This window comes from Pseudomonas sp. NyZ480 (genome assembly GCF_029537255.1).
Lineage (GTDB): Bacteria > Pseudomonadota > Gammaproteobacteria > Pseudomonadales > Pseudomonadaceae > Aquipseudomonas > Aquipseudomonas taiwanensis.
Genome location: NZ_CP120626.1, coordinates 112,538 through 134,907 on the forward strand (window position 1 = coordinate 112,538; position 22,370 = coordinate 134,907).

Consider the following 22,370-nt stretch of genomic DNA (forward strand, 5'->3'; position numbering starts at 1 on the left):
AAACGATAAAGGCGCTGCGCACAGTGAAGCACGCAGCGCGGTTGGGTGATGCGTTTACAGACTGCTGAACAGCGGGAAAATGCCCATCAACAGCGCGGCGAGCATTATGCACAGGCAGACCAGCACTGCCCACTTGAGGGTGAAGCGCTGATGGTCACCGAACTCGATACCGGCCAGGGCCACCAGCAGGTAGGTAGAGGGTACCAAGGGGCTCAGCAGGTGTACCGGCTGTCCGACGATCGACGCACGGGCCATTTCCACCGGGCTGATGCCGTAATGGCTGGCGGCTTCCGAGAGCACCGGCAGTACGCCGTAGTAGAAGGCGTCGTTGGACATGAAGAAGGTGAACGGCATGCTCACGATCGCGGTGATCACCGCCAGGTACGGCCCCAATGCCTCTGGAATGACCGCGAGCAGGCTCTTGGACATCGCCTCGACCATGCCGGTACCCGAGAGAATGCCAGTGAAGATGCCGGCGGCGAAGATCAGCCCGGTGACTGCCAACACGCTGCCAGCATGGGCGGCGATACGGTCTTTTTGCTGCTGCAGGCACGGGTAGTTGACGATCATGGCGATGCTAAAGGCGATCATGAACAGCACGGGCAGCGGCAACACGCCTGCGATCAGGGCCACCATCAGTGCGGCGGTCAGGGCACCGTTGAACCAGATCAGCTTCGGACGACGAGCTTCGGGGAACTGCGAGACGCTGATTTCGCTGTGGTCGATATCGTCGGTCGGCAGGTGCAGTTCGCCCAGGCGGGCACGCTCGCGCTTGCCGTACAGATAGGCGATGGCAAGAATCGCCAGCACGCCGAAGACCATGGCCGGAATCATCGGCACGAAGATGTCGGATGGGTCCACATGCAGGGCGCTGGCGGCGCGAGCGGTCGGGCCGCCCCATGGGGTCATGTTCATGACCCCACCGGCCAGGATGATCAGGCCGGCCATGATCCGCGGGCTCATGCCCAGGCGGCTGTACAGCGGTAGCATCGCGGCGCAGCAGATCATGTAGGTCGTGGCGCCGTCCCCGTCGAGCGAGACCACCAGGGCCAGGGCGGCAGTGCCGACAGAAACTTTCAGCGGGTCGCCCTTGACCAGTTTGAGGATCTTGCGCACGGCCGGGTCGAACAGGCCGGAATCGATCATCAGGGCGAAGTAGAGGATGGCGAACATCAGCATCACGCCAGTCGGCGCAAGCTTGCTGATGCCCTCGAGCATCATGGGGCCGATCTTGGCGGAAAAGCCCCCGAACACGGCGAACAGGATCGGTACCAGGATCAGCGCGATCAAGGCCGACAGGCGCTTGGTCATGATCAGGTACATGAAGGTGATGACCATGGCAAAGCCGAGGAAGGTCAGCATGGCGGTACTCCAGGCGTGGCGCGGCGAAAGGACAGTCGATTCGGGCTGATCAGCGCGTGATGCGCTGCGCGGGGAGTAAGCGAAGTGGGACTACGAACGGGCGGGCACAGGAAAACATCAGAATCACCATTGTTGTTGTTGATTGGGCCGGGCATGGACGTTTCCGAATGCCCTGGCTGACCGGTCTGCTGCCGGTGGTGGGGCTATCCTATTGGCGCAAGCTTTCAGCCAGCTTTCGCCTCGATGAAGGCGACAGGAGGTAGGTCATGACGGAATCACTCGAAGGAGGTTGCCATTGCGGCGCCCTGCGCTACCGGCTGGAGGGCGATCTGACGGATATCGCCCATTGCCATTGCTCGATCTGCCGGAGGGTCACAGGCGGGTTGCTGGTGACTTGGCTCACCCTGCCCCGCGACGGTTTCACCTGGCTGGCCGGCACGCCCAACCGTTATGTCGCGCCGACCAGTTGTAGCCGGTACTTCTGTGGCCACTGCGGCGCGCACGTGGCGTTGGAGACCACGCACAGTCCGCAAAGCATCGATGTGACAGTGGGCACGCTGGACTACCCGGAGCGCGTCCGGGCCAACCGGCATATCTGGATTGCAAGCCGCTTGCCGTGGCTGCACCTGGATGAGGATTTGCCTGGGGAGGTCGAAGAGAGATACCTGTAGGAGCCGACTAGCCGGCGATGAGGCCGCTGCAGGCACTACGGTAACTGCAACCCACCCGCGGCCTTGTGCAGCGCCCGCAGGTGCTCGCCAACCTGCTTCACATTGGCCTCGACAGCGGCAATTTCCCTGGCCCGCGACGTCTTCAGCAACGCCCTCACCTCTTTGTCCAGGTCGGTGCTCAGGCGCAGTAGTTGGGCCTGCCGCTCACTGCTGACCTTTTCCAGGTGCTGGCGCTCTTCCGGCTGCGGCAGGCCGTAGCCCCTGGCGTCGAGCAATTCTGCTGGCCGGCTGAGGAAGCCACTGTTGGCCAGCATCTGCTGCAGGGCCTTGTTGGCCTTGTCGATGCTGCCATCCTTGAGCGCACTGGCATTGAGATAGCGTTGCTTGACCTCATCCTGAGCCAGCAGAAGTTGGCGACGCAGACTGGCTTGTTCGAGCAGTAGCAAAGCCGCACTGGTTCGCAGATCGGCCTGCTGGAACCAGCCGCGACGCTGATCGGCATCCAGGGCTAGCCAGTCCTCGACCTTGTCCTGCTTGATCGGCAACTGCTTCTTCAACACCTCGAACATGGCCTGGTAGCGATCGCGGTAGGAGTCGAAGCGATAACCCAGGCGCAGCGCCTCGCGCGGGTCGTCGAGCACGCTGGTATCGGCCAGCCCTCGCCCTTTGAGCACTTCCAGCAGGCCGTTGGGCATGATGTTGTCCAGGTCGTTCAAGCGTGGATTGGCCGTGCCGCTGCGCAGCAGCTTGAGCGATTCCACTGCGCAATTGTTGGACAGGAAGTAGTAGTTGCCGTCATAGCTCCAGTGCATCTCTGCCGCTTGGCGGACCAGGTTTTCGATCTCTGGGCGGCTGAGCTTGAGGGGAACGGAGGCCAGGCTGCGCAGTTCGGTCTTGGTGTATTCGTCGATCACCTGACCCAGCGGTAGGACGAACAGCCGTGATGGATACGCCCCGACCAGGCCGTCCCAGCTGGACAGTTGTACGTCGTTGACGAACGCGCGATACGACAGTACCAGATGCTGGTCAAGGTCCAGCCGACAGTCTGGGCCGCGTGGGCGCCCTGGGGCGCAGATCACCAGGCGCAACATGCTGTGGCCCCAGCGGCTGACCCAGTTCTGATTGGCTTCGGCCAGCAGGTAGTCGACTTCGTAGACCCGTTGCGGGTCGATTTCGCCCAGCGGTTGGCGGGCGAAGTCGCTGCCTGCGTTGAGGAACGGCAGGCCCTTGGCACAGGTGTCCTGCGGCGGCGCCCAGCCAAAGTGGTCTCGCAGATACTGGTTGAGCGCTGGGCGGCGGCAACCGTAGCTTGGGTCAAGCAGGAAGTACTCCATATTGACCGCGATGAATTCCTTCGGGCTGCTCAGTTCATACGTGTCAGGGCTGCGAACGCCCTGGCCGTTGTGCTGTTCGCGTTCTCCACGGCGCCCCACGTACTGCGGCCAGCCGGCAAGGTCCAGCAGACGTGGGTCGTCACTCAGGGTGAAGCGGCGTTCGGCCTGGCCACGGCATTGTTCTGGCAAGCCGACTTTGCCCAGGGTGCCCTGCTGGCGCTTGCATTGGGCAATCAAAGAACGATCGGCACTGGACCAGAGGCGGGCTCGGTCGTAGATATGGGTCAGTTCGTGCAGAACGGTGGCCAGAAGTTCCTGGCGAACCGTGCCGTGCGGGCGGTTGGTGCGTTCGCGCGCGGCGCTGCCATCGACCAGTCCCGGCAGTAGCCGGCTGTTGAGCGCCAGCGTGGAAACCAGAGATGCCTGTCCATAAGCGTCAGCGGGCATCGCATTGCTCCAGCTGACCAGGATGCGGCGGTCCAACTGCTGTTTGAAGCGCGGCGGCAACTTGCCCAGTGCTTCGTCAAGCAGGGCTTGGGTGGCTTGCTGTTCTGGGGAAGTGAGGCCGGAAGCCTGCAGCTCGAGCTGCAGGTCGGCCAGGGCGGGCGTGCCGAGCAGTGTCAGCACACCGCCGAGCAGCCAGGCACGCAAGGATTTCACAGCGCGAGGATGGCTTCTGCCAGTACCTGGTCACTGGCGCCACGCGCTTCGGGAACGCGTTCGCGCAGGGTGTTGAAGGCAGCCTCGAGCTGGGCGCCACGGATATCACCGTTGCTGGCGACAAAGCTGGCAGCATCGTCGTGCGCTTCACGTACCACTTTCGAGTCGCGGATCGAGGTGGTGGTGTCAGAGGTGAAGTCGATCGAACGGCCAAAGGCACGCACGATGATGTTGCTGGTGGCCACCAGGGTTTGCGCCTGAGCCAGGTCGGCCAGCACGAGCATGCCGAGGGTGGCGGCGATCAGCGATTTACGCATGGAACATCTCCGGAACATACAAGGAGTCAGGTGTAGTTATTGGACGAGAATTGCTTCTGCCAGTTCAAGGTCGCCGACAGAGTGCCGGGCACCACTGTGCCGCAAAGCGCCGAGGGCGGCTTCAAGGCGGGCACCGCGAATCATGCCGTCGCTGGCCACGAAGGCCGCAGCATCGTCCCGGGCTTGCCGGACCAGCTTGCGGTCGAACGGGGCGGTGGTGACCTGACTGGTGACATAGCCAGTGATGACCAGGCTCTGTGTGGTGGTGTCCATGGCATGGGCTTGCGCCATCCCGACAACGGCGAACAGCAAGGGCAACAGATAACGCATGGGTATTCTAAAGGCTTGGACGTGGACAGCGAAGGCTACCCCGGATGGGCCGGCCAGAGCCAGCGCATCCGTTTTAGCCGTTACGAGTCAAAGCGCGAGGATGGCCTGGGCAAGTTGAGCGTCACTGGCCTGCAGGGCGGGCATCTGCGAGCGAATGTGCACGAAGGCGCTTTCCAGCTTGGCGCCGCGGATGGCGCCCTGGCTACCGACGAAGCTGGCGGCATCGTCACGGGCGGCCTGAACGATCTTGTCATCTTTGAACGAGGACGAGACATCGGACGTGGCGTCGGTCGAGGCGGCGACTGCGCCAACGACAGCATCGGTGGTAACGACGAAGCTGGTGGCGTTGGCAGTGCCGACGAGGCTCAGCAGCAGTGCGGCACCAATCAGGTGGTTGCGGGACATGATCGTGGACTCCTGGACTAGGGGCAGTGGTACTGCTTATCGGACGCTTACACGGCTATTGGCGGTACGTTACAACAAGATGTTCTACCAGAGTGCTGAAGCAAGCGTATCACGCGCCGATGTTTCTGGATGTTAATGAGCACTGCGCAGCTTAACTGTTATGGTTGTTTTCTGAATTACAGAAACTGTACCTGTTTCGAGTTAGGGGTGCTCTAGCTCGGGGCCTAAATAAAAAACCCGCTGCAGTTTCCTGCAACGGGTTAGGGAAATCGCGGTGCCGGCCGTAGCCGGCGAACCGGTGCTTAGCGCCAGAACGGCTTGCTCAGCTCTTCGTAACGCTGCGACTCGCTGATACCGGCGTCGGCCAGCAGGCGGGCGTCCAGGCGAGCCAGTTGACGGCGGCTGGCCATGCGACGCTGCCAGAGCAGCAGGGTGGAGAGCGCGCGCAGCGGCAGCGAAGCGTTAGATTGCTGGGCGTTGTTTTCAAAAACCAGACCGGAACTGAGGGTACGTTCCATGATGTGACATCCTTCCGCTTATGGCGGCATTAGGTAGTGATTTAACTGATGCCAATGATCCTCTCCTGTCGTCCATAACAGTAGATACAGTTCAATGGTAATGCGATGGTCCAGTTAACTGTTTAACCCTACTGTTGCACTCGAAACTGGCGCAACTGTACTGGTCCGCACTGATATGGTGCGAATTTGAATAATGAGATGGGTTTTATGCGTCGGGAAGGTCGCGATTAACGGTACAGTAGTACAGTTTTTTCGTGAGACTGAAGTGGTCTGTCCGGGCGAGTGGTTTGACTGTACTGGCGCTATCGCCGGCAAGCCGGCCCCTACAGGGATGGTGTACATCCAGTAGGAGCCGGCTTGCCGGCGATAGGGGTGTCACAGTGAAGCGGCTGGATCAGCTGGCCAGCATGCGACCGGTTTCTTCCAGGTTTTCGTGCCAGCTCAGCGCCTCACGCAGGATGTGCGGGGTGTGGCCGCCACGTTGGCAGGCGCGCTCGAAGTAATCGTTCAGCGCGGCGCGGTAGTCCGGGTGGACACAGTTGTCGATGATCGCACGGGCCCGCTCACGTGGCGCCAGGCCGCGCAAGTCTGCCAGGCCTTGCTCGGTGACCAGAATGTCGACATCGTGCTCGGTGTGGTCGACGTGGCTGACCATAGGCACGACGCTGGAAATGGCACCGCCTTTGGCGATCGACTTGGTCACGAATACGGCAAGGTGCGCGTTACGGGCGAAATCGCCGGAACCGCCAATGCCGTTCATCATCTTGGTGCCGCACACGTGGGTGGAGTTCACGTTGCCGTAGATGTCGAACTCCAGGGCGGTGTTGATGCCGATGATGCCCAGGCGACGCACGACTTCCGGGTGGTTGGAGATTTCCTGCGGGCGCAGGACCAGCTTGTCCTTGTAACGCTCGAGGTTGCCGAAGACGTCGGCATTGCGACGGGTCGACAGGGTGATCGAGCTGCCCGAGGCGAAACTCAGCTTGCCGGCGTCGATCAGGTCGAAGGTCGAGTCCTGCAGTACTTCGGAGTACATCGTCAGGTCTTCGAACGGCGACTCGATCAGGCCGCACATCACCGCGTTGGCGATGCTGCCGATACCGGCTTGCAGCGGGCCGAGCTTGTTGGTCATGCGACCGGCCTCGACTTCGCCCTTGAGGAAGTCGATCAGGTGGTCGGCGATGGCCTGGGTTTCGTCGTCCGGCGGCAGAACAGTCGACGGCGAGTCCGGCAGGTCGCTGATGACGATACCGACGATCTTGGCTGGGTCGATCGGGATGGCGGTGCTGCCGATACGGTCGTCGACCTTGACCAACGGAATGGGCGTGCGGGTCGGACGGTAGGTCGGGATATAGATGTCGTGCAGGCCTTCGAGATTGGCATTGTGCGACAGGTTGATCTCGACGATCACTTGCTTGGCGAAGATCGCGAAGCTCGCTGAGTTGCCCACCGAAGTGGTCGGCACGATGTGGCCCTCTTCGGTGATCGCCACCGCTTCGATGACAGCGATGTCAGGCAGTTTCAGCTGCTTGTTGCGCAGCTGTTCGACCGTTTCCGAAAGGTGCTGGTCGATGAACATAACCTTGCCATCGTTGATGGCCTTGCGCAGGGTGCTGTCAACCTGGAAGGGCATGCGACGAGCCAAGACTCCGGCTTCGGTCAGTTGCTTGTCCAGGTCGTTGCCCAGGCTGGCGCCAGTCATCAGGCTGATTTGCAGCGGCGACTGCTTGGCGCGCTCGGCCAGTGCATGGGGTACGGCCTTGGCTTCGCCGGCGCGGGTGAAACCGCTCATGCCGACGGTCATGCCGTCCTCGATCAGACCAGCGGCATCAGCCGCACTCATTACCTTGCTGTGCAGGGAGGACAAGCGGATACGATCACGGTACATGGATTGTTATCTCGGGCTACTGAGGCTACTGCAGCGCAGTCTAGAGATTTCGCCCGTCGCCGTCCCACGACCATGGTCGTATGAGAACCCAGGAAATAGAGCCGTTGATCTGGAGCAATGAATGAGGAAGCCCCGGTCGATTCTGACCGGGGCTTCCTTTATAGCGCAGGGTTTGAAGCGGGTGTCGTCACTCCACTGCCTTGACCATGTCCTCGATGACTTTCTTCGCGTCACCGAACACCATCATGGTCTTGTCCAAGTAGAACAGTTCGTTGTCCAGGCCCGCATAGCCGCTGGCCATGGAGCGCTTGTTGACGATGATGGTCTTGGCCTTGAACGCTTCCAGGATTGGCATGCCGGCAATCGGCGACTTAGGATCGTTTTTCGCTGCCGGGTTGACCACGTCGTTGGCACCCAATACCAACACCACGTCGGCCTGGCCGAACTCGGCGTTGATGTCCTCCATCTCGAACACCTGGTCGTACGGCACTTCGGCCTCGGCCAGCAGCACGTTCATGTGTCCAGGCATGCGCCCCGCTACCGGGTGGATCGCATACTTCACGGTCACGCCGTTGTGGGTCAGTTTTTCGGTCAACTCCTTCAACGCGTGCTGGGCGCGCGCAACGGCCAGGCCGTAGCCCGGAACGATGATCACGCTGTCGGCGTTGCTCAGCAGGAACGTGGCATCGTCGGCCGAGCCGGACTTCACCGGGCGTTGTTCTTTCGAACCCGCCGCTGCGCCGGCATCGGCATCACCGCCAAAGCCGCCGAGGATGACGTTGAAGAACGATCGGTTCATCGCCTTGCACATGATGTACGAAAGAATCGCACCGCTGGAACCGACCAGCGAGCCAGCGATGATCAGCATCGAGTTGTTCAGCGAGAAACCGATGCCCGCCGCCGCCCACCCCGAGTAGCTGTTGAGCATCGACACCACCACAGGCATGTCGGCGCCACCGATCGGGATAATGATCAGCACACCCATGATGAAGGCCAGGACCAGCATCAGGGTGAAGGCGCTGTAATGGCCAGTGAAGGTGAACAACAGGCCCAGCACGATCGTGGTCAGGCCCAGGATCAGGTTCAGTTTGTGCTGACCCGCGAACTGTACCGGTGCTCCTTGGAAGAGACGGAACTTGTACTTGCCGGACAGCTTGCCGAAGGCGATCACCGAACCGGAGAAGGTGATCGCACCGATAGCCGCACCCAGGAACAGCTCCAGCCGGTTACCGGTTGGAATCGGGTCGCTGATGCTGGCCACGATACCCAGCGACTGAGGTTCAAGCACGGCGGCGATGGCGATGAACACGGCAGCCAGGCCGATCATGCTGTGCATGAAGGCGACCAGTTCAGGCATTTTGGTCATTTCAACGCGCTTGGCCATGATCGAGCCGGCGGTACCACCGATCAGCAGGCCCAGGATCACATAGCCGATACCTGCGGTCGCCAGTTCGGAACCAAGCTTGTAGATGAGGCCGACGGTGGTGAGCATCGCGATGCCCATGCCGATCATGCCGAACACGTTGCCGCGGCGCGATGTGGTCGGGTGCGAAAGCCCCTTCAGTGCCTGGATGAAGCACACCGACGCGACGAGGTAGAGAAGCGTTACCAGATTCATGCTCATGCTTACTTCTGCCCTTCGTTCTTGGTTTTCTTCTTGAACATCTCAAGCATGCGTCGGGTGACCAAAAAACCACCGAACACATTCACCGCGGCCAACGCCACGGCCAGGGTGCCCATCAGCTTGCCGGCCGGGGTAACGGTCAGTGCGGCGGCCAGCATGGCGCCGACGATGACAATGGCGGAGATGGCATTGGTAACCGCCATGAGCGGTGTGTGCAGCGCCGGGGTGACGTTCCAGACCACGTGGTAGCCCACATAAATGGCCAGCACGAAGATGATCAGGTTGTAGATGCCGTGGGAAATCAGCATGTCTTCCATTGTCGTGCTCCTTAGCCGTTCTTGCGGACGACCTGGCCATCACGGCACATGAGGCAGGCCGCGACGATGTCGTCTTCGAGGTTGATGACCAGCGCGCCGTCCTTGTCGAACAGCAGCTTCATGAAGTCCAGCAGGTTGCGTGCGTACAACGCCGAGGCATCGGCACCGACTTGAGCGGGCAAGTTGGTGGGGCCAACGATGGTCACACCGTTCTCCATCACTACTTGATCGGCAACGGTCAGCGGGCAGTTGCCGCCTTGGGCGGCTGCCAGGTCGATGACCACCGAGCCCGGCTTCATCTGCGCCACGGTTTCGGCGCTGAGCAGGGTCGGTGCCTTGCGGCCGGGGATCAGTGCGGTGGTGATGACGATGTCGGCCTGTTTGGCGCGTTCGTGTACGGCCTGAGCCTGGCGCTGCATCCAACTGGCCGGCATCGGACGCGCATAACCGCCTACCCCTTCGGCGCACTCACGCTCTTCATCGGTTTCGTAGGGCACGTCGATGAACTTGGCGCCGAGCGACTCGATCTGCTCCTTCACCGCGGGGCGAACGTCCGAAGCCTCGATCACTGCCCCCAGGCGTTTGGCCGTCGCGATGGCCTGAAGGCCAGCTACGCCTGCGCCAAGAATCAGGACACGGGCGGCCTTCACGGTGCCGGCGGCAGTCATGAGCATCGGCATGAAGCGCGGGTAGTGGTGAGCTGCCAGCAGCACGGCCTTGTAACCGGCGATGTTGGCTTGCGACGACAGCACGTCGAGGCTTTGAGCCCGTGACGTGCGAGGTGCGGCTTCCAGGGCGAAGGCGGTGATACCGCGCTCGGCCATCTTGGCGATCAGCTCGTTGTTGAAGGGGTTGAGCATGCCCACCAGGAGGCTGCCACTGTTGATCTGCGCAAGCTCCTCGTCGTTGGGGGCAACGACCTTGAGGACCAGTTGGGCGCCGTAGGCATCGGCAGCGCTTCCCAGGGAAGCTCCCACGGCCTCATAGGCACTGTCCGGAATGCTGGCGTTAAGCCCTGCCCCCCGTTGGACGGTGACCTGATGGCCTTGGCCAATCAGTTTCTTGATGGTTTCTGGGGTCGCAGCGACCCTTGTCTCACCGGTCTGCGTCTCGAGAGGAACACCAATGTGCACGACTTTGTCTCCTGCGGTGACCTTTTGTCTTTGTGAATCCAGCGCACTACGGGTGGTGCGCTGGTGTGGCCGATAAGCGCCGAGCCGCCTGTTTACGGGCGGGCGAAGCATTTTGCAGACGAACCCGGAGCCCTTCAACCGGTTCTGAAGCGATACGAACTTAAAACTACAAGTCACCCTGTGACCGTATGTCGCAAGGGGCGGGATGCAGCCCGTCAAATACGGGCAATTGGCAGATTAGGGGAAATTTTGAAATTTTTTGCAGAGATTTCGCTGACAGGCCTGCAAATGTCGCAAATACTGCTGGAGGCCGCGTCCTTGGCAGCTTTCAGCAGCTTTTTCGGTTCACCTGAACAGTTTGCTGTTTTGCGACAAATAATTATATCTGTAGGTGTTAAAAATAATTGACTACAAAGGTCGGGAAGGCGTTCTGCCCGTCTGCGCTGCCGTGAACAGTTGCGCCTGTTGCAGTAGCCAGTCGCGGAATGCGCGCAGGGAAGCGGATTCGACCTTGCGTTCAGGGATCATGAGGTAATAGGCCTTGTCGCTCGTCAGTGCGTGCCCATTGGCCTGCACCAGCCTACCCTCATCCAGCTCGTGCTGAATCAAAAATGGAGGGATGAGCGCAACCCCCATCTCATGCATGGCTGCTTGGGCAAGCATGGAGAATAGTTCATAGCGTGGGCCTGTCATGTCGCCTTCGACATTAATGCCCAGGCTGCCGAACCACTGCCTCCAGGCATAGGGGCGGGTGGTCTGCTGCAGCAAAGGGAGCTCGGCGATGCGCCGCGCGTCCAGTCTGCCCTCCCCGCCCAGCAGGTTTGGGCTGCACACAGGGACTGGATTTTCGCCCATTAGGCGGTGAGCCTGGGTACCAGGCCAATCGGCATCACCAAAATAGATGGCGGCGTCAAAGGCTGTATCGGCGAACAGGAAGGGCCGAGTGCGGTTGGTCAGGTTGACGGTGACATCGGGGGTGCGCTGCTGGAAGTCCTTGAGTCGGGGCAGCAACCACTGTGTGCCGAAAGTTGGCACCACCGCCAATTCGATTACGTTCGCGCCCTGCTGGCGCATGACCGACAAGGTATCGCGTTCCACCGCGTCTAGCTGCGCGGCGACTTGCCGACTGTAGGACAAACCTGCCTCGGTTAGCTTTACGCCGCGTCGAGAGCGGCGGAACAGCTCGACGTTCAGGAATGCCTCCAGGCCGCCTATTTGCCGACAAACGGCGCCTTGTGTCAGGGCAAGTTCATGTGCGGCCTTGGTGAAGCTTTCGTGGCGGGCTGCTGCCTCGAAGCAAACCAGGGCGGCGGTACTGGGTATCTTGCGGCGCATGTACGTCAACCTCACTCGTTCGGCAGGCGGTATAAGGAGTCTGCTGGCTACGGAGTGACAAATTATCACTTAATGGTGCGCAATCCTCGTTTGTAGAGGGCGCAGATCAGGCCTAGGATCAAGGGCACAAGAACTACCTCCCCTATTTCGAGGATCTCGCTCATGGCTGGTAAAGCAAGCTTCAACTGGATCGACCCACTGCTGCTCGATCAGCAGCTCACTGAAGAAGAGCGCATGGTGCGTGACAGCGCTTATCAGTTCGCCCAGGACAAGTTGGCGCCCCGTGTGTTGGAAGCCTTCCGGCATGAGCGGACAGACCCAGCGATTTTCCGCGAGATGGGCGAGGTCGGCCTGCTGGGTGCGACCATCCCGGAGCAGTACGGTGGCAGCGGTCTCAATTATGTGTGCTATGGCCTGATCGCCCGCGAGGTGGAACGCATCGACTCGGGCTATCGTTCGATGATGAGTGTTCAGTCGTCCTTGGTGATGGTGCCGATCAACGAGTTCGGCACCGAGGCACAAAAGCAGAAGTACCTGCCCAAGCTGGCCAGCGGTGAGTGGGTCGGTTGCTTCGGGTTGACCGAGCCTAACCATGGTTCCGACCCAGGTTCGATGATTACCCGTGCCAAGAAGGTTGAAGGCGGCTATCGCCTTACGGGCAGCAAGATGTGGATCACTAACAGCCCGATCGCCGATGTGTTCGTGGTGTGGGCCAAGGATGATGCGGGCGATATTCGTGGTTTCGTCCTGGAGAAAGGTTGGCAGGGCCTCAGTGCCCCGGCGATTCATGGCAAGGTTGGCCTGCGTGCGTCGATTACCGGCGAGATCGTGATGGACAACGTCTTCGTGCCTGAGGAAAACATCTTCCCGGATGTCCGTGGCCTGAAAGGCCCGTTCACGTGCTTGAACTCGGCACGCTACGGCATCTCCTGGGGCGCCCTTGGGGCTGCTGAAGCCTGTTGGCACACTGCGCGCCAGTACACTCTGGATCGTCAGCAGTTCGGGCGCCCACTGGCTGCCAACCAGTTGATCCAGAAGAAGCTGGCCGACATGCAGACAGAAATCACGCTGGCGCTGCAGGGTTGCTTGCGCCTGGGTCGTATGAAGGACGAAGGCACGGCCGCCGTCGAGATTACCTCGATCATGAAACGCAACTCCTGTGGCAAGGCCCTGGACATTGCGCGCATGGCGCGCGACATGTTGGGTGGCAATGGCATCTCTGACGAATTCGGGGTTGCGCGTCATCTGGTGAATCTGGAGGTCGTCAACACCTACGAGGGCACGCATGACGTGCATGCGCTAATCCTCGGTCGTGCGCAGACCGGCATTCAGGCCTTCTACTGATCGAGGAGCCAGCCCATGGGCGCGCTTTCACATTTGCGGGTGCTAGACCTTTCGCGTGTGTTGGCCGGGCCCTGGGCCGGCCAGATCCTGGCCGACCTTGGTGCTGATGTGATCAAGGTGGAGCGGCCAGGCAGCGGCGACGATACAAGGGCTTGGGGGCCTCCTTTCCTGAAGGACGTCCAAGGTGAAAACACCAGCGAGGCGGCTTATTACCTCTCGGCCAACCGCAACAAAAGATCGGTGACCATCGACTTCACGCAGCCCCAGGGGCAGCGCCTGGTGCGTGAGCTTGCGGCCAAGTCGGACATTGTCATCGAGAACTTCAAGGTTGGCGGGCTAGCGGCTTATGGGTTGGATTATCAAAGCCTCAAGGCGGTGAACCCGACGCTCATCTATTGTTCGATTACCGGGTTTGGCCAAACAGGGCCTTATGCCAAGCGTGCTGGCTATGACTTCATGATCCAGGGGCTGGGTGGGCTGATGAGCCTGACCGGGCGACCCGAGGGTGAGGAGGGGGCGGGTCCGGTAAAGGTGGGTGTGGCCCTGACCGACATATTGACCGGGTTGTACTCCACTGTGGCGATACTCGCCGCCCTCGCCCACCGCGACCAGTCCGGTACCGGGCAGTACATCGATATGGCGCTGCTGGATGTGCAGGTGGCCTGCCTGGCCAACCAGGCGATGAACTACCTGACGACAGGCATCCCGCCAAAGCGGTTGGGCAACGCTCACCCAAATATCGTGCCTTATCAGGATTTCCCGACCGCGGATGGCGATTTCATCCTTACCGTGGGCAACGATGGGCAGTTCCGCAAGTTTGCGGAAGTGGCTGGGCAGCCACAGTGGGCTGACGATCCGCGTTTCGCAACGAATAAGCAGCGCGTCGCCAACCGGGCCGAGCTGATCCCATTGATCCGTCAGGCTACTGTGTTCAAGACCACGGCCGAGTGGGTCAGTCAGCTGGAGGCAGCAGGCGTGCCGTGTGGGCCGATCAACGATCTGGCGCAGATGTTCCAGGATCCGCAGGTGGTCGCTCGAGGGTTGTCAGTGAGTCTTGATCACCCGTTGGCAGGCAAGGTGCCCCAGGTGGCTAGTCCCATTCGGTTATCGCAGACGCCAGTGGAATACCGCCATGCGCCGCCTCTGTTGGGTGAGCACACCGAGGCCGTATTGCATCAGCTGTTGGGATTGGATGCGGGTGAGGTCCAGCGATTGCGTGATGCGGGTGTGCTTTGAGGTGATGGAAGGTGAGCGCTAAGCGGGGAGGCCGTCAGGCCTCCCCGCTTGGCTTTTTAAGCGGTATTGAAGTTTCTTGGAATTAAAAGGTTGACGGCCTCTCGAATCCCCTTATAATGCGCCCCACTTCCGACGCAGTCGAAACGAAAAACTCCTTGTTAATCAACAGGTTGAGCGTTTAGAAAGCAATCGGAAGGACTGAAAGAGGTGGTTGACAGCGTTTTAAAACGCTGTATTATTCGCCTCCCGCTACGAGAGATCGCAGCGGGTCAAGTGTTTGAAGCTAAACGAGTTTCTCGCAAAAAACTTCAAAATAAACGCTTGACAGCAAATGAGGAAAGCGTAGAATGCGCGCCTCGGTTGAGACGAAACGCTCTTAGCCAAACGCTCTTTAACAAATCGAATCAAGCAATTCGTGTGGGTGCTTGTGAGTATGGACTGATAGTCACAAAGATTATCAGCATCACAAGTGACCATGCGAGAAATCACATAGTCATTTGAGATTGCTGAGCCAAGTTTAGGGTTTCTTAAAAACCCAAGCAGTATTGAACTGAAGAGTTTGATCATGGCTCAGATTGAACGCTGGCGGCAGGCCTAACACATGCAAGTCGAGCGGATGACGGGAGCTTGCTCCTTGATTCAGCGGCGGACGGGTGAGTAATGCCTAGGAATCTGCCTGGTAGTGGGGGACAACGTTTCGAAAGGAACGCTAATACCGCATACGTCCTACGGGAGAAAGCAGGGGACCTTCGGGCCTTGCGCTATCAGATGAGCCTAGGTCGGATTAGCTAGTTGGTGAGGTAATGGCTCACCAAGGCGACGATCCGTAACTGGTCTGAGAGGATGATCAGTCACACTGGAACTGAGACACGGTCCAGACTCCTACGGGAGGCAGCAGTGGGGAATATTGGACAATGGGCGAAAGCCTGATCCAGCCATGCCGCGTGTGTGAAGAAGGTCTTCGGATTGTAAAGCACTTTAAGTTGGGAGGAAGGGCAGTAAGCTAATACCTTGCTGTTTTGACGTTACCGACAGAATAAGCACCGGCTAACTCTGTGCCAGCAGCCGCGGTAATACAGAGGGTGCAAGCGTTAATCGGAATTACTGGGCGTAAAGCGCGCGTAGGTGGTTCGTTAAGTTGGATGTGAAAGCCCCGGGCTCAACCTGGGAACTGCATCCAAAACTGGCGAGCTAGAGTACGGTAGAGGGTGGTGGAATTTCCTGTGTAGCGGTGAAATGCGTAGATATAGGAAGGAACACCAGTGGCGAAGGCGACCACCTGGACTGATACTGACACTGAGGTGCGAAAGCGTGGGGAGCAAACAGGATTAGATACCCTGGTAGTCCACGCCGTAAACGATGTCAACTAGCCGTTGGAATCCTTGAGATTTTAGTGGCGCAGCTAACGCATTAAGTTGACCGCCTGGGGAGTACGGCCGCAAGGTTAAAACTCAAATGAATTGACGGGGGCCCGCACAAGCGGTGGAGCATGTGGTTTAATTCGAAGCAACGCGAAGAACCTTACCAGGCCTTGACATGCAGAGAACTTTCCAGAGATGGATTGGTGCCTTCGGGAACTCTGACACAGGTGCTGCATGGCTGTCGTCAGCTCGTGTCGTGAGATGTTGGGTTAAGTCCCGTAACGAGCGCAACCCTTGTCCTTAGTTACCAGCACGTTATGGTGGGCACTCTAAGGAGACTGCCGGTGACAAACCGGAGGAAGGTGGGGATGACGTCAAGTCATCATGGCCCTTACGGCCTGGGCTACACACGTGCTACAATGGTCGGTACAGAGGGTTGCCAAGCCGCGAGGTGGAGCTAATCTCACAAAACCGATCGTAGTCCGGATCGCAGTCTGCAACTCGACTGCGTGAAGTCGGAATCGCTAGTAATCGCGAATCAGAATGTCGCGGTGAATACGTTCCCGGGCCTTGTACACACCGCCCGTCACACCATGGGAGTGGGTTGCACCAGAAGTAGCTAGTCTAACCTTCGGGAGGACGGTTACCACGGTGTGATTCATGACTGGGGTGAAGTCGTAACAAGGTAGCCGTAGGGGAACCTGCGGCTGGATCACCTCCTTAATCGACGACATCAGCCTGCTGATGAGCTCCCACACGAATTGCTTGATTCTTTGTATAAAGACGATGCTGTAACGCGACCCTGTTATAGGTCTGTAGCTCAGTTGGTTAGAGCGCACCCCTGATAAGGGTGAGGTCGGCAGTTCAAATCTGCCCAGACCTACCAATTACTTGGTGCGGCCTAGAACACACGGGGCCATAGCTCAGCTGGGAGAGCGCCTGCCTTGCACGCAGGAGGTCAGCGGTTCGATCCCGCTTGGCTCCACCACTCTTTCAGGTTGTACAGCTGCTCAGAACTTAGAAATGAACATTCAGATCGAATGTTGATTTCTGACTTTTGTCAGATCGTTCTTTAAAAATTCGGATATGTGATAGATAGACTGACACGCACTTTCACTGGTGTGATGTCAGGCTAAGGTAAAATTTGTGAGTTCTGCTCTTAATTGAGCAACATGCGAATTTTCGGCGAATGTCGTCTTCACAGTATAACCAGATTGCTTGGGGTTATATGGTCAAGTGAAGAAGCGCATACGGTGGATGCCTTGGCAGTCAGAGGCGATGAAAGACGTGGTAGCCTGCGATAAGCTTTGGGGAGTCGGCAAACAGACTGTGATCCAGAGATCTCTGAATGGGGGAACCCAGCCAGCATAAGCTGGTTATCTTGTACTGAATACATAGGTGCAAGAGGCGAACCAGGGGAACTGAAACATCTAAGTACCCTGAGGAAAAGAAATCAACCGAGATTCCCTTAGTAGTGGCGAGCGAACGGGGACCAGCCCTTAAGTTGATTTGAGATTAGTGGAACGCTCTGGAAAGTGCGGCCATAGTGGGTGATAGCCCCGTACACGAAAATCTCTTATCAATGAAATCGAGTAGGACGGAGCACGAGAAACTTTGTCTGAACATGGGGGGACCATCCTCCAAGGCTAAATACTACTGACTGACCGATAGTGAACCAGTACCGTGAGGGAAAGGCGAAAAGAACCCCGGAGAGGGGAGTGAAATAGAACCTGAAACCGTATGCGTACAAGCAGTGGGAGCCTACTTTGTTAGGTGACTGCGTACCTTTTGTATAATGGGTCAGCGACTTATATTCAGTGGCGAGCTTAACCGAATAGGGGAGGCGTAGCGAAAGCGAGTCTTAATAGGGCGTTTAGTCGCTGGGTATAGACCCGAAACCGGGCGATCTATCCATGGGCAGGTTGAAGGTTAGGTAACACTGACTGGAGGACCGAACCGACTACCGTTGAAAAGTTAGCGGATGACCTGTGGATCGGAGTGAAAGGCTAATCAAGCTCGGAGATAGCTGGTTCTCCTCGAAAGCTATTTAGGTAGCGCCTCATGTATCACTCCAGGGGGTAGAGCACTGTTTCGGCTAGGGGGTCATCCCGACTTACCAAACCGATGCAAACTCCGAATACCTGGAAGTGCCGAGCATGGGAGACACACGGCGGGTGCTAACGTCCGTCGTGAAAAGGGAAACAACCCAGACCGTCAGCTAAGGTCCCAAAGTCATGGTTAAGTGGGAAACGATGTGGGAAGGCTTAGACAGCTAGGAGGTTGGCTTAGAAGCAGCCATCCTTTAAAGAAAGCGTAATAGCTCACTAGTCGAGTCGGCCTGCGCGGAAGATGTAACGGGGCTCAAACCATGCACCGAAGCTACGGGTGTCATCTTTGATGACGCGGTAGAGGAGCGTTCTGTAAGCCTGTGAAGGTGAGTTGAGAAGCTTGCTGGAGGTATCAGAAGTGCGAATGCTGACATGAGTAACGACAATGGGAGTGAAAAACTCCCACGCCGAAAGACCAAGGTTTCCTGCGCAACGTTAATCGACGCAGGGTTAGTCGGTCCCTAAGGCGAGGCTGAAAAGCGTAGTCGATGGAAAACAGGTTAATATTCCTGTACTTCCAGTTATTGCGATGGAGGGACGGAGAAGGCTAGGCCAGCTTGGCGTTGGTTGTCCAAGTTTAAGGTGGTAGGCTGAGATCTTAGGCAAATCCGGGATCTTAAGGCCGAGAGCTGATGACGAGTTGCCTTTAGGCGACGAAGTGGTTGATGCCATGCTTCCAAGAAAAGCTCCTAAGCTTCAGATAACTGGGAACCGTACCCCAAACCGACACAGGTGGTCGGGTAGAGAATACCAAGGCGCTTGAGAGAACTCGGGTGAAGGAACTAGGCAAAATGGCACCGTAACTTCGGGAGAAGGTGCGCCGACGAGGGTGAAGGACTTGCTCCGTAAGCCCATGTCGGTCGAAGATACCAGGCCGCTGCGACTGTTTATTAAAAACACAGCACTCTGCAAACACGAAAGTGGACGTATAGGGTGTGACGCCTGCCCGGTGCCGGAAGGTTAATTGATGGGGTTAGCGCAAGCGAAGCTCTTGATCGAAGCCCCGGTAAACGGCGGCCGTAACTATAACGGTCCTAAGGTAGCGAAATTCCTTGTCGGGTAAGTTCCGACCTGCACGAATGGCGTAACGATGGCGGCGCTGTCTCCACCCGAGACTCAGTGAAATTGAAATCGCTGTGAAGATGCAGTGTATCCGCGGCTAGACGGAAAGACCCCGTGAACCTTTACTATAGCTTTGCACTGGACTTTGAATTTGCTTGTGTAGGATAGGTGGGAGGCTTTGAAGTGGGGACGCCAGTTCTCATGGAGCCATTCTTGAAATACCACCCTGGCAACTTTGAGGTTCTAACTCAGGTCCGTTATCCGGATCGAGGACAGTGTATGGTGGGTAGTTTGACTGGGGCGGTCTCCTCCCAAAGAGTAACGGAGGAGTACGAAGGTGCGCTCAGACCGGTCGGAAATCGGTCGCAGAGTATAAAGGCAAAAGCGCGCTTGACTGCGAGACAAACACGTCGAGCAGGTACGAAAGTAGGTCTTAGTGATCCGGTGGTTCTGTATGGAAGGGCCATCGCTCAACGGATAAAAGGTACTCCGGGGATAACAGGCTGATACCGCCCAAGAGTTCATATCGACGGCGGTGTTTGGCACCTCGATGTCGGCTCATCACATCCTGGGGCTGAAGCCGGTCCCAAGGGTATGGCTGTTCGCCATTTAAAGTGGTACGCGAGCTGGGTTTAGAACGTCGTGAGACAGTTCGGTCCCTATCTGCCGTGGACGTTTGAGATTTGAGAGGGGCTGCTCCTAGTACGAGAGGACCGGAGTGGACGAACCTCTGGTGTTCCGGTTGTCACGCCAGTGGCATTGCCGGGTAGCTATGTTCGGAAGAGATAACCGCTGAAAGCATCTAAGCGGGAAACTTGCCTCAAGATGAGATCTCACTGGAACCTTGAGTTCCCTAAAGGGCCGTCGAAGACTACGACGTTGATAGGTTGGGTGTGTAAGCGCTGTGAGGCGTTGAGCTAACCAATACTAATTGCCCGTGAGGCTTGACCATATAACACCCAAGCAATTTGCCGACGCAGATTGCGGTGGTGAAGACGAAACGACCGAAAGTTCGCAAGACCACAAATTCACATATCCGAATTGGCCAAGAGTGTTTACACGACATTCTGGCAACAGAATTTCTTGACGACCATAGAGCATTGGAACCACCTGATCCCATCCCGAACTCAGCAGTGAAACGATGCATCGCCGATGGTAGTGTGGGGTTTCCCCATGTGAGAGTAGGTCATCGTCAAGATTCATTTCGCAAAACCCCTATCTGCGTGAGCAGGTAGGGGTTTTGTCTTTAAGTAGAAGCAGATGCTTCGTCCTGGACAGCCGATGGGCTGGCAAGGAAAAGGGGGTTGACAGCATTTCTGGATGCTGTATTATTCGCCTCCCGCTACGAGAGATCGCAGCGAGTTAAGTGTTTGAAGCTAAACGAGTTTCTCGCAAAAAACTTCAAAATAAACGCTTGACAGTAAATGAGGAAAGCGTAGAATGCGCGCCTCGGTTGAGACGAAACGCTCTTAGCCAAACGCTCTTTAACAAATCGAATCAAGCAATTCGTGTGGGTGCTTGTGAGTACGGACTGATAGTCACAAAGATTATCAGCATCACAAGTGACCATGCGAGAAATCACATAGTCATTTGAGATTGCTGAGCCAAGTTTAGGGTTTCTTAAAAACCCAAGCAGTATTGAACTGAAGAGTTTGATCATGGCTCAGATTGAACGCTGGCGGCAGGCCTAACACATGCAAGTCGAGCGGATGACGGGAGCTTGCTCCTTGATTCAGCGGCGGACGGGTGAGTAATGCCTAGGAATCTGCCTGGTAGTGGGGGACAACGTTTCGAAAGGAACGCTAATACCGCATACGTCCTACGGGAGAAAGCAGGGGACCTTCGGGCCTTGCGCTATCAGATGAGCCTAGGTCGGATTAGCTAGTTGGTGAGGTAATGGCTCACCAAGGCGACGATCCGTAACTGGTCTGAGAGGATGATCAGTCACACTGGAACTGAGACACGGTCCAGACTCCTACGGGAGGCAGCAGTGGGGAATATTGGACAATGGGCGAAAGCCTGATCCAGCCATGCCGCGTGTGTGAAGAAGGTCTTCGGATTGTAAAGCACTTTAAGTTGGGAGGAAGGGCAGTAAGCTAATACCTTGCTGTTTTGACGTTACCGACAGAATAAGCACCGGCTAACTCTGTGCCAGCAGCCGCGGTAATACAGAGGGTGCAAGCGTTAATCGGAATTACTGGGCGTAAAGCGCGCGTAGGTGGTTCGTTAAGTTGGATGTGAAAGCCCCGGGCTCAACCTGGGAACTGCATCCAAAACTGGCGAGCTAGAGTACGGTAGAGGGTGGTGGAATTTCCTGTGTAGCGGTGAAATGCGTAGATATAGGAAGGAACACCAGTGGCGAAGGCGACCACCTGGACTGATACTGACACTGAGGTGCGAAAGCGTGGGGAGCAAACAGGATTAGATACCCTGGTAGTCCACGCCGTAAACGATGTCAACTAGCCGTTGGAATCCTTGAGATTTTAGTGGCGCAGCTAACGCATTAAGTTGACCGCCTGGGGAGTACGGCCGCAAGGTTAAAACTCAAATGAATTGACGGGGGCCCGCACAAGCGGTGGAGCATGTGGTTTAATTCGAAGCAACGCGAAGAACCTTACCAGGCCTTGACATGCAGAGAACTTTCCAGAGATGGATTGGTGCCTTCGGGAACTCTGACACAGGTGCTGCATGGCTGTCGTCAGCTCGTGTCGTGAGATGTTGGGTTAAGTCCCGTAACGAGCGCAACCCTTGTCCTTAGTTACCAGCACGTTATGGTGGGCACTCTAAGGAGACTGCCGGTGACAAACCGGAGGAAGGTGGGGATGACGTCAAGTCATCATGGCCCTTACGGCCTGGGCTACACACGTGCTACAATGGTCGGTACAGAGGGTTGCCAAGCCGCGAGGTGGAGCTAATCTCACAAAACCGATCGTAGTCCGGATCGCAGTCTGCAACTCGACTGCGTGAAGTCGGAATCGCTAGTAATCGCGAATCAGAATGTCGCGGTGAATACGTTCCCGGGCCTTGTACACACCGCCCGTCACACCATGGGAGTGGGTTGCACCAGAAGTAGCTAGTCTAACCTTCGGGAGGACGGTTACCACGGTGTGATTCATGACTGGGGTGAAGTCGTAACAAGGTAGCCGTAGGGGAACCTGCGGCTGGATCACCTCCTTAATCGACGACATCAGCCTACTGATGAGCTCCCACACGAATTGCTTGATTCTTTGTATAAAGACGATGCTGTAACGCGACCCTGTTATAGGTCTGTAGCTCAGTTGGTTAGAGCGCACCCCTGATAAGGGTGAGGTCGGCAGTTCAAATCTGCCCAGACCTACCAATTACTTGGTGCGGCCTAGAACACA

At 57.5% G+C, this 22,370-nt stretch carries 14 protein-coding genes, 3 tRNA genes and 4 rRNA genes; 10 read left to right on the forward strand and 11 right to left on the reverse strand.

Annotation, left to right across the window (positions count from 1 at the left end):
• Positions 1-54: 54 nt before the first annotated feature.
• Positions 55-1,362 carry a CitMHS family transporter gene (locus P3R38_RS00540; protein ID WP_023378051.1) on the reverse strand — a complete coding sequence of 436 codons (1,308 nt, stop codon included), beginning with the start codon at positions 1,360-1,362 and terminating at the stop codon, positions 55-57.
• A gap of 266 nt (positions 1,363-1,628) precedes the next feature.
• Here P3R38_RS00540 and P3R38_RS00545 point away from each other — a divergent pair, with 266 nt between their 5' ends.
• Positions 1,629-2,033: a GFA family protein gene (locus P3R38_RS00545; protein WP_023378052.1), complete on the forward strand. Its 405-nt coding sequence runs from the start codon at positions 1,629-1,631 to the stop codon at positions 2,031-2,033.
• Between the two features lie 35 nt (positions 2,034-2,068).
• On the opposite strand, the gene P3R38_RS00550 is transcribed toward P3R38_RS00545, so the two are convergent.
• The 10 genes from P3R38_RS00550 to P3R38_RS00595 all read right to left on the reverse strand — a co-directional run bounded on the left by P3R38_RS00550 (position 2,069) and on the right by P3R38_RS00595 (position 11,894).
• Complete coding sequence (locus P3R38_RS00550; protein WP_104881018.1) at positions 2,069-4,027, reverse strand: DUF4105 domain-containing protein; 1,959 nt, start codon at positions 4,025-4,027, stop codon at positions 2,069-2,071.
• The gene (locus P3R38_RS00555) at positions 4,024-4,344 is read right to left on the reverse strand and encodes a DUF2388 domain-containing protein (RefSeq protein ID WP_027906620.1); all 321 of its coding nucleotides are present in this window, start codon (positions 4,342-4,344) and stop codon (positions 4,024-4,026) included. The genes P3R38_RS00550 and P3R38_RS00555 overlap by 4 nt, the downstream gene beginning before the upstream one ends.
• 36 nt (positions 4,345-4,380) lie before the next feature.
• Complete coding sequence (locus tag P3R38_RS00560) at positions 4,381-4,674, reverse strand: DUF2388 domain-containing protein (RefSeq protein ID WP_023378055.1); 294 nt, start codon at positions 4,672-4,674, stop codon at positions 4,381-4,383.
• Positions 4,675-4,761: 87 nt separating this feature from the next.
• Complete coding sequence (locus P3R38_RS00565) at positions 4,762-5,079, reverse strand: DUF2388 domain-containing protein (RefSeq protein WP_023378056.1); 318 nt, start codon at positions 5,077-5,079, stop codon at positions 4,762-4,764.
• Between the two features lie 302 nt (positions 5,080-5,381).
• Positions 5,382-5,597, reverse strand: coding sequence for a DUF1127 domain-containing protein (locus P3R38_RS00570; protein WP_023378057.1), 216 nt, complete (start codon positions 5,595-5,597; stop codon positions 5,382-5,384).
• A gap of 394 nt (positions 5,598-5,991) precedes the next feature.
• Positions 5,992-7,485 (reverse strand): acetyl-CoA hydrolase/transferase family protein, encoded by a 1,494-nt coding sequence (locus tag P3R38_RS00575; RefSeq protein WP_023378058.1) that lies wholly within the window; start codon positions 7,483-7,485, stop codon positions 5,992-5,994.
• Positions 7,486-7,672: 187 nt separating this feature from the next.
• Positions 7,673-9,109 (reverse strand): NAD(P)(+) transhydrogenase (Re/Si-specific) subunit beta, encoded by a 1,437-nt coding sequence (locus tag P3R38_RS00580; RefSeq protein ID WP_023378059.1) that lies wholly within the window; start codon positions 9,107-9,109, stop codon positions 7,673-7,675.
• 2 nt (positions 9,110-9,111) lie between these two features.
• A complete protein-coding gene (locus P3R38_RS00585; protein ID WP_023378063.1) occupies positions 9,112-9,426 on the reverse strand; it encodes an NAD(P) transhydrogenase subunit alpha in 315 nt (104 codons plus the stop codon).
• Between the two features lie 11 nt (positions 9,427-9,437).
• Positions 9,438-10,559 (reverse strand): Re/Si-specific NAD(P)(+) transhydrogenase subunit alpha, encoded by a 1,122-nt coding sequence (locus tag P3R38_RS00590; RefSeq protein WP_023378065.1) that lies wholly within the window; start codon positions 10,557-10,559, stop codon positions 9,438-9,440.
• A gap of 408 nt (positions 10,560-10,967) precedes the next feature.
• Entirely contained in the window at positions 10,968-11,894 is a 927-nt protein-coding gene (locus P3R38_RS00595) for a LysR family transcriptional regulator (RefSeq protein ID WP_023378066.1), read from the reverse strand.
• Between the two features lie 162 nt (positions 11,895-12,056).
• Between P3R38_RS00595 and P3R38_RS00600 the strand changes: the two genes are divergently transcribed.
• The 9 genes from P3R38_RS00600 (at position 12,057) to P3R38_RS00640 (ending at position 22,345) form a co-directional block, all read left to right on the forward strand.
• Complete coding sequence (locus P3R38_RS00600; protein WP_023378068.1) at positions 12,057-13,238, forward strand: acyl-CoA dehydrogenase; 1,182 nt, start codon at positions 12,057-12,059, stop codon at positions 13,236-13,238.
• A 15-nt stretch (positions 13,239-13,253) separates the two neighbouring features.
• Positions 13,254-14,474 (forward strand): CaiB/BaiF CoA-transferase family protein, encoded by a 1,221-nt coding sequence (locus tag P3R38_RS00605; protein WP_023378069.1) that lies wholly within the window; start codon positions 13,254-13,256, stop codon positions 14,472-14,474.
• 547 nt (positions 14,475-15,021) lie between these two features.
• Positions 15,022-16,558 (forward strand): 16S ribosomal RNA (locus P3R38_RS00610).
• 86 nt (positions 16,559-16,644) lie between these two features.
• Positions 16,645-16,721 (forward strand) — tRNA-Ile (locus tag P3R38_RS00615).
• 26 nt (positions 16,722-16,747) lie between these two features.
• A tRNA-Ala gene (locus P3R38_RS00620) sits at positions 16,748-16,823 on the forward strand.
• Between the two features lie 242 nt (positions 16,824-17,065).
• Positions 17,066-19,957, forward strand: a 23S ribosomal RNA gene (locus P3R38_RS00625).
• Positions 19,958-20,087: 130 nt separating this feature from the next.
• Positions 20,088-20,203, forward strand: a 5S ribosomal RNA gene (gene rrf / locus P3R38_RS00630).
• A 442-nt stretch (positions 20,204-20,645) separates the two neighbouring features.
• A 16S ribosomal RNA gene (locus P3R38_RS00635) occupies positions 20,646-22,182 on the forward strand.
• The 16S, 23S and 5S rRNA genes sit together here with 3 tRNA genes alongside, the layout of an rRNA operon.
• Positions 22,183-22,268: 86 nt before the next feature.
• Positions 22,269-22,345 (forward strand) — tRNA-Ile (locus tag P3R38_RS00640).
• Positions 22,346-22,370: the final 25 nt, after the last annotated feature.